8 protein-coding genes and 1 riboswitch are annotated in these 6497 nt (G+C 60.8%); of the genes, 5 read left to right on the forward strand and 3 right to left on the reverse strand.

Features of this window, described 5'->3' with window-relative positions; translation table 11 throughout:
- Positions 1 to 10 precede the first annotated feature (10 nt).
- Positions 11 to 403, forward strand: coding sequence for a globin (locus VCA57_RS10770; protein ID WP_411185010.1), 393 nt, complete (start codon positions 11 to 13; stop codon positions 401 to 403).
- On the opposite strand, the gene VCA57_RS10775 is transcribed toward VCA57_RS10770, so the two are convergent.
- Positions 404 to 1036, reverse strand: coding sequence for a pseudouridine synthase (locus VCA57_RS10775; protein ID WP_411185012.1), 633 nt, complete (start codon positions 1034 to 1036; stop codon positions 404 to 406).
- Between the two features lie 141 nt (positions 1037 to 1177).
- Here VCA57_RS10775 and VCA57_RS10780 point away from each other — a divergent pair, with 141 nt between their 5' ends.
- Entirely contained in the window at positions 1178 to 2212 is a 1035-nt protein-coding gene (locus tag VCA57_RS10780) for an NAD(P)-dependent alcohol dehydrogenase (protein ID WP_411185013.1), read from the forward strand.
- A 59-nt stretch (positions 2213 to 2271) separates the two neighbouring features.
- Positions 2272 to 2712, forward strand: coding sequence for a GNAT family N-acetyltransferase (locus VCA57_RS10785; RefSeq protein WP_411185015.1), 441 nt, complete (start codon positions 2272 to 2274; stop codon positions 2710 to 2712).
- 11 nt (positions 2713 to 2723) lie between these two features.
- Here VCA57_RS10785 and amn read toward each other — a convergent pair whose 3' ends face one another.
- Both amn and VCA57_RS10795 read right to left on the reverse strand, forming a co-directional pair.
- Positions 2724 to 4199, reverse strand: coding sequence for an AMP nucleosidase (amn, locus tag VCA57_RS10790; RefSeq protein WP_411185016.1), 1476 nt, complete (start codon positions 4197 to 4199; stop codon positions 2724 to 2726).
- Positions 4200 to 4319: 120 nt separating this feature from the next.
- The gene (locus VCA57_RS10795; RefSeq protein WP_411185018.1) at positions 4320 to 5000 is read right to left on the reverse strand and encodes an energy-coupling factor ABC transporter permease; all 681 of its coding nucleotides are present in this window, start codon (positions 4998 to 5000) and stop codon (positions 4320 to 4322) included.
- 56 nt (positions 5001 to 5056) lie between these two features.
- A riboswitch (cobalamin riboswitch) is annotated at positions 5057 to 5262 on the reverse strand.
- A gap of 105 nt (positions 5263 to 5367) precedes the next feature.
- On the opposite strand from VCA57_RS10795, the gene VCA57_RS10800 reads away from it, so the two are divergent.
- The gene (locus VCA57_RS10800; RefSeq protein WP_411185020.1) at positions 5368 to 5511 is read left to right on the forward strand and encodes a hypothetical protein; all 144 of its coding nucleotides are present in this window, start codon (positions 5368 to 5370) and stop codon (positions 5509 to 5511) included.
- A 113-nt stretch (positions 5512 to 5624) separates the two neighbouring features.
- On the forward strand, positions 5625 to 6476 hold the full coding sequence (locus tag VCA57_RS10805; protein WP_411185021.1) for an MFS transporter: 852 nt from the start codon (positions 5625 to 5627) through the stop codon (positions 6474 to 6476).
- The last annotated feature ends 21 nt before the right edge of the window (positions 6477 to 6497 follow it).

Here is a 6497-nt window from a genome sequence, read left to right on the forward strand (position 1 = left end):
AGGAGAAACCATGAACGCTACAGATCGCGTAATGCAGAGCTACGGACGCTGCTGTGCCAGCCCAGATTTTTTCGACAGTTTTTACCGGCACTTCCTCGCCAGCTCGCCAGAAGTACGCGGCAAATTCGCCAACACCGATATGAGCGGACAAAAACTGCTATTGCGCCAAGGCATTCTCAACTTGGTTATGCACGCCCGTGGCATGCCTGACACTAAGCTGCGCGCACTCGGCTGCAGCCATTCACGCGCCGCCATGGACATTCGCCCAGAACTTTATGATCTTTGGCAACAAGCCTTACTGCTGACCATTAGCGAGCATGACCCAGAATATTGCAGCGAAACCCGCAGCGCGTGGAATGCAGTGCTAGACAAAGGCATCGCCGTCATCAAAGCCGGCTACTGATCAATCGAGCCGGGCTGGTACTTCACGCCACTGCCCCGGCTGCAAGCCCTCCAGGCTGAACGGGCCAATACGCACCCGCACCAGACGTAAGGTCGGCAAACCCACAGCGGCAGTCATGCGCCGCACCTGCCGATTACGCCCCTCACGAATCACCAATTCCAGCCACGCAGTGGGAATACTCTTGCGAAAGCGTACCGGCGGGGTGCGCTCCCACAGCTGCGGCTCGTCAAGCAAACGCGCTTCAGCTGGCAAGGTCGGCCCATCATTAAGCTGCACACCATCGCGCAGCTGCTGCAACTGCGCCGCGCTCGGTTCGCCCTCGACCTGCACCCAGTAGGTTTTCGCCAGTTTGTGCTTGGGATCGGCGATGCGTGCCTGCAGGCCGCCATCATTGGTCAGCAACAACAGCCCTTCGCTGTCACGATCTAGCCGGCCCGCCGGATAGACGCCGGGCACATCGACAAAATCTTTGAGCGTGGCGCGGCCCTGCTCGTCGTTGAACTGGGTCAGCACGTCGAAGGGCTTATTCAGCAGCAGCAACCGTGGCTCGGCGGGTGGCGCCTTGGCAACACGGCGCACGGCAGGTTTGCCGCTGTGCGGACGAGAAGACGCAGGGCGAGGTGAGCGTGACATAGGCGATCCAGCAGCAGGTTACGAAGCGGCCAGTGTAACCGAGGCCAAGGTTGGACTATCAGGCTGAGTGATCCGCACAGCCTTCACCGACGTAGCGGGCTATGCTGGCAAGATTGTGTTTCCCGTCCCGAGGCCATTGTTATGAGTTCGTCCGCATCCATCGTCGAAACCTTTACCGGCTGGGCCGCCAAAGCCCCCGGCGCGCCCCTCGAACCGCATAGTTATGACCCAGGCCCACTGGGCGCTGAAGACGTTGAAGTAGCGGTGGAATACTGCGGCATCTGTCACTCCGACCAATCGATGATAGACAACGAATGGGGCAATGCGCGCTACCCCTTTATCCCCGGCCATGAAGTGGTCGGCACCATCGTCCGCCTGGGCGAACAAGCCCGCGGACTCAAGCTCGGCCAGCGCGTCGGTATCGGCTGGTACAAGGGCAGCTGCATGCACTGCAGCTCCTGCATGGAGGGCTCGCATCAGCTCTGCGGCACGGTGAAGCCGACGATTGTCGGCAGCAACGGCGGTTTCGCCGACCGCCTGCGCAGCCACTGGGCCTGGGCCGTACCACTGCCGGAAGGTCTCGACCCAGCCTTGGTCGGCCCGCTGTTCTGCGCCGGTTCCACAGTGTTCAGCCCGTTGCTGGATTTCGATGTGAAACCCACCGATAAAGTCGGCGTGGTCGGCATCGGTGGTCTCGGTCACCTCGCCTTAGGATTTCTCAATGCCTGGGGCTGCGAAGTCACCGCCTTCACCTCATCGCTGAGCAAGCAGGACGAAGCCAAGCGCTTGGGCGCACACAAGGTAGTCGCCTCCACCGACAGCGCTGCACTAAAAGCGATTGCCGGCAGCCTGGATTTCCTTTTGGTGACCGCCAGCGCTGACCTGGACTGGAGCGCGATTATCGGCACCCTGCGCGGCAAAGGTCGCCTGCACTTTGTCGGCATCGTACCGAGCGCGATCCCGGTGCATGTGTTCAACCTGATTCCGAAACAGAAGAGTCTGTCTGGCTCGCCCGTTGGCTCACCGGCCAATATGGCGAAGATGCTTGAGTTCTGCGCACGCCATCAAATCCTGCCGCAGGTCGAACACTTCCCCATGAGCAAGGTCAACGACGCCATCGACCACCTACGCGCCGGTAAAGCGCGCTACCGCGTGGTACTCGACGCCAGCAAGTGACAGGAGGGGCAAATCAACGGCATGATTTGCCCCCAGTCTGACAGCACCAGCGCACCTACATGCCACATCAGATCGAAACACCTCGAACCGCTGACCTCCCTCGCCTGCTTGAGGTTTGGGAGGCTGCCGTACGCGCTACCCATGACTTTCTCGAAGAGCACGACATTCAGCTGCTCAAGCCGCTGTTAATAGAACAGTACTTTCCTCAAGTAGCCCTCAGCTGCGTGCGCGGCAAAGATGGCGAGGTTGTGGGCTTTCTCGGCTATGCCGAAGGCAATATAGAGATGCTTTTTGTCGACCCACTACACCACGCAACAGGCGTTGGCAGCGCACTGCTCAACCACGCTGTGACCCATCTGGGTGCAACTCAAGTGGACGTAAACGAACAGAACCCCAAAGCGCTGGGGTTCTATCTGAGTCGAGGCTTTGTGGTGAAAAGCCGCTCACCGCTGGATGGCGGCGGGCGGCCATTTCCGATCTTGCACCTACGCCTGTGCTGACACCTGCAGCATCAACGGAACGGCGGTTCGTCGAAGCTGCGCAGCTTACGTGAGTGCAGCGAGTTGAGCTGGTTGCGCAGCAGGTCGAGCGCGGTGATGCCAATGTGCAAGTGCTGGGTGACGGCGCGCTCGTAGAACGCTCCCGCCGCACCCGGCAGCTTGATCTCACTGTGCAGCGGTTTGTCCGATACACACAGCAAGGTGCCGTAAGGCACGCGCAGGCGATAACCCTGCGCGGCGATGGTGCCGCTTTCCATGTCCACCGCTACAGCGCGCGACAGGTTGATGAGCGGGCGCTCCTGGGCCCAGCGCAGCTCCCAGTTGCGGTCGTCATAGGTCAGCACAGTGCCGGTGCGCAGGCGTTTCTTCAGCTCATCGCCTTGCTCGCCAGTGACCTGCTTGGCGGCTTCCTGCAACGCCTGCTGCACTTCGGCCAGGGCCGGCAACGGGATATTCGGCGGCAGTACGCGGTCAAGAATGCCGTCGCGACGCATGTAAGCATGAGCCAGTACGTAATCGCCGATGGTCTGCGACTGACGCAGGCCGCCGCAGTGGCCGATCATCAGCCAGCAATGCGGACGCAGCACGGCCAGGTGGTCGGTGATGTTCTTCGCGTTAGACGGCCCCACGCCAATATTCACCAAGGTGATGCCATCGCCGGGCTGTTCACCCTGCAGGTGATAGGCCGGCATTTGATAGCGGTGCCAGACCACCGTTTCGATAATGGCCTGCATCTCACCTTCGGCCATGCCGCGTTTGATCACCACATTGCCCGGCAACACCATGCGCTGGAAGCGCGAATCGCCCACCAACATGTCCAGGCCATGGCGGATGAACTGGTCAACATAACGGTGATAGTTGGTCAGCAAAATCCACGGCTGCACATGCCGCCAGTCGCTGCCGGTGTAATGCACCAAGCGCCGCAGGGAGAAATCCACCCGCGCCGCATCGAACAACGCCAGCGGCAGCGGGTCGGTATTTTCCCAGTCGTACAGCCCGTCGGCAGTGCCATCGGTGGCGGCAGACAGGTCAGTACTGGGGAAGACCCGCGCCAGTTCGGCGGCAGTTACCCCGGAGCCGGCCAGCTCATCACCCTGCTCAACCACGTAGGGATAAGGAATATTCTGCTCACTCAAACCCACTTCAACCTGCACGGTGAAGTCGCTCATCAGCGGGCGTAGCTGCTCAAGTAGGTATTTACGGAAGGCCGCCGGGTGGGTCACGGTGACACTGTAAGTACCCGGCACCTGCACCTTGGCATAGGCGCGCACAGTAGTCGCCGCCTCGCCCTGACAGCTGTAAATCAGGCGCAACTCGGGATAACGGAACTGACATTGCTGCGCCGCATCGGGCTTGGCGCGCGTTTTGAGGTACTGCTTGAGCGCCTGACTCAGCGCGCTGGTGGCCTGCTCATGCAGAGCAGCGAGGCGGTCAACCGCCTCTTCGGGAGTATGGGCAACGACGAACTCACTGGAGCAGACTTTCACAGCGCATCTTCCTAGCGGACTGAATGCGCTTATCTTGCCTGTTTAAAGGGCGACAGGCATAGGCCTTGGCGTCGCCCTGTGCTCACTCCAGACCAATGCGCTAGAGCGCCAAACGGATTGTCAGGCTGGCTGGTGCAGACGCACGTTGAACAGCGGCCCTTTGCTGTAACGCGCCAGCGCCTTGGCCCCAGCCAATACGCCTAGATCGATCAACGGCTCAATCAGGATGACGCTCATGTAGGCCACGCCAAACGAACCTACCGCCGACGCGTTGTCCAGCGAGAAGCCATGACCATAGAAAGCCCAGAACGCCACCCAGGCAACGATGCCGCCCTGATAGGCAGTCGAGAGCATCAGCGCTTGCTTGTAGGAGGTATCCACGTAAGCGGTACGCGCCGGCAGGATGCGCTTGGCCAGCTCACTTATGCCCCACAACGGCACCAGCAGCGTGGTCACGTTCATGCCGTATTGCGGCAGGTCAAACTGCGCGAAAAACAGCCCTTGCAGCAACAGCCCAGCAGCCAGGCCGATCGCCGTTGCACCGGCACCAAACAGTAAAAACAGGGTCGAGCCGAGAATCAGATGCACCTCCGAAACGCCCACAGCCTGATGCGGAAAGACCTCAAAAAAACAGAACACCAACGCAGTCGTCAACAGGCTGCGTAGGGCCAGCGCAGCAGCGCCACCATTGTTGCGCACGCTGTCCAGCGCCAGCTTGCTGGTAAGCCCAAAAGCGGTTGCGGCAGTTGCATAGCTGAGCAGCAGTTTGGTGCCTTCGACGACACCTGGTTCGATGTGCATGACAGATTCCTTGTATCGCGCCCACCGCGCGACGATTCGGTTTTAGAGGAGCGGGCATAAACACCCGAATCGATGGCAGGTCTCCTGGCTCACAGCATGACACCTCGCCCGCCTTCCCGGCAGTCAAGCCAGTGGCATATGGGCGTTGTTAGCCGCTTACAGTTGCGGGGGCAGCCAAGGCATTGGCGACGTAGCGCCGTACCTTGTTCCCTTTTCATCCGGCAGCGTAATGCGAACCGGAACCATCGGCGGCAACCTTACTCGGCCGACTGCCTAAAAGACAGTCTCTAACGCGCGGTTATAGGCAATTGAGTGGAAAAGCCCTATCGCTTAGACTCAGCGCCCACCTTCCCATCCGGCCCGCTCAATGCTGTCGCCAACCGCCCTGCCTCGCGTTACCCAGCCGGCTCCGCTGCTGCTGGTACGCACTTGGCCGCGCGACAGCCTGCTTCGCCGCCGCCGCAGCGTGTTGTTCGCCTTCACCTTCTCGCCGCCCAGCACTAGCGCCTAGGTCGCCTGCCGGCGACCACCTCACCGTCTTTATCGGGTACCGCACCCAGCGTGCGTGCGCCCGCTTTTAGCTTTGTGCGTGCCTGGCGATGGCTCGGGCAGGAGTCGACAACGATGAATCGTGGAATGTTAAGCGTGCTGGTCTTCGCCGTTTCGGTGATCGGACTGAATATGGGCACTACCCTGCCGCTACTGGCGTTGCGACTACATGAGGGCGGCGCAGCCTCACTGACCATTGGGGTATTAAGCGCCATGCCGGCCGCCGGCATGATCCTCGCGGCACTGACGACGAACTGGCTATTCCGGCGCTATTGCGGGCGCACGCTGTACCTAACCTGTTTCACGCTTTGTGCCCTCAGCACAAGCGCCCTGGAATGGCTACCCGACTCGCTGGCCTTGCTAGTCCTGGCCCGCCTGACGCTTGGAGTGGGCATGGGTGTGACGGTGATTCTGGGCGAGTCCTGGGTCAACGAACTGTGCAGCGACGCGCGCCGTGGTCAAGTTGTCGCGCTCTATGCAGCCTGTTTCACCGGCGTGCAACTGCTTGGCCCGCTCTTGATCAGCCTGTTCGGTGTGCACAGCCCCTGGCCAGTCATCCTCGTCACCCTGGCCAACCTGCTTGCCTTGGTCGTAGCGGCACGCTGCCTGCCACCAGGCTGGGGGCAAACCGACGCGCAAGCGCAGCAGAGCTTCTCGCTGCTAGGTTTTTTACGGGTAGCCCCCGCCTTGTGTACCGGCGTGCTGTTTTTCGCTTTTTTCGATGCAGTGGTGCTGTCGCTGTTTCCGGTTTACGCCCGCGTCCATGGTTACGCTCTCGGCGCAGCAGCGCTGATGGCCAGCGTGATCCTAGGGTCTGTTCCCGTTTCGTTCGCGGCCGCGCCGGAGCCAGTTTTAGCGCGAGGCAAGGCACGAGATGCGAAGTTTAGTGAGCTAAATGAGCCATCGAGAAACGCAGCATCGCGCTAAAACGGGCCCGGCCCTTCGGGT

Origin of the sequence: Pseudomonas sp., from assembly GCF_046581935.1 — a bacterium.
Lineage (GTDB): Bacteria > Pseudomonadota > Gammaproteobacteria > Pseudomonadales > Pseudomonadaceae > Aquipseudomonas.

Coding starts and splice junctions, on each gene's coding strand:
- VCA57_RS10770 (WP_411185010.1), top strand. CDS start 11: ATGAACGCTACAGATCGCGTAATGCAGAGCTACGGACGCTGCTGTGCC.
- VCA57_RS10775 (WP_411185012.1), bottom strand. CDS start 1,036: ATGTCACGCTCACCTCGCCCTGCGTCTTCTCGTCCGCACAGCGGCAAA.
- VCA57_RS10780 (WP_411185013.1), top strand. CDS start 1,178: ATGAGTTCGTCCGCATCCATCGTCGAAACCTTTACCGGCTGGGCCGCC.
- VCA57_RS10785 (WP_411185015.1), top strand. CDS start 2,272: ATGCCACATCAGATCGAAACACCTCGAACCGCTGACCTCCCTCGCCTG.
- VCA57_RS10795 (WP_411185018.1), bottom strand. CDS start 5,000: ATGCACATCGAACCAGGTGTCGTCGAAGGCACCAAACTGCTGCTCAGC.
- VCA57_RS10800 (WP_411185020.1), top strand. CDS start 5,368: ATGCTGTCGCCAACCGCCCTGCCTCGCGTTACCCAGCCGGCTCCGCTG.
- VCA57_RS10805 (WP_411185021.1), top strand. CDS start 5,625: ATGAATCGTGGAATGTTAAGCGTGCTGGTCTTCGCCGTTTCGGTGATC.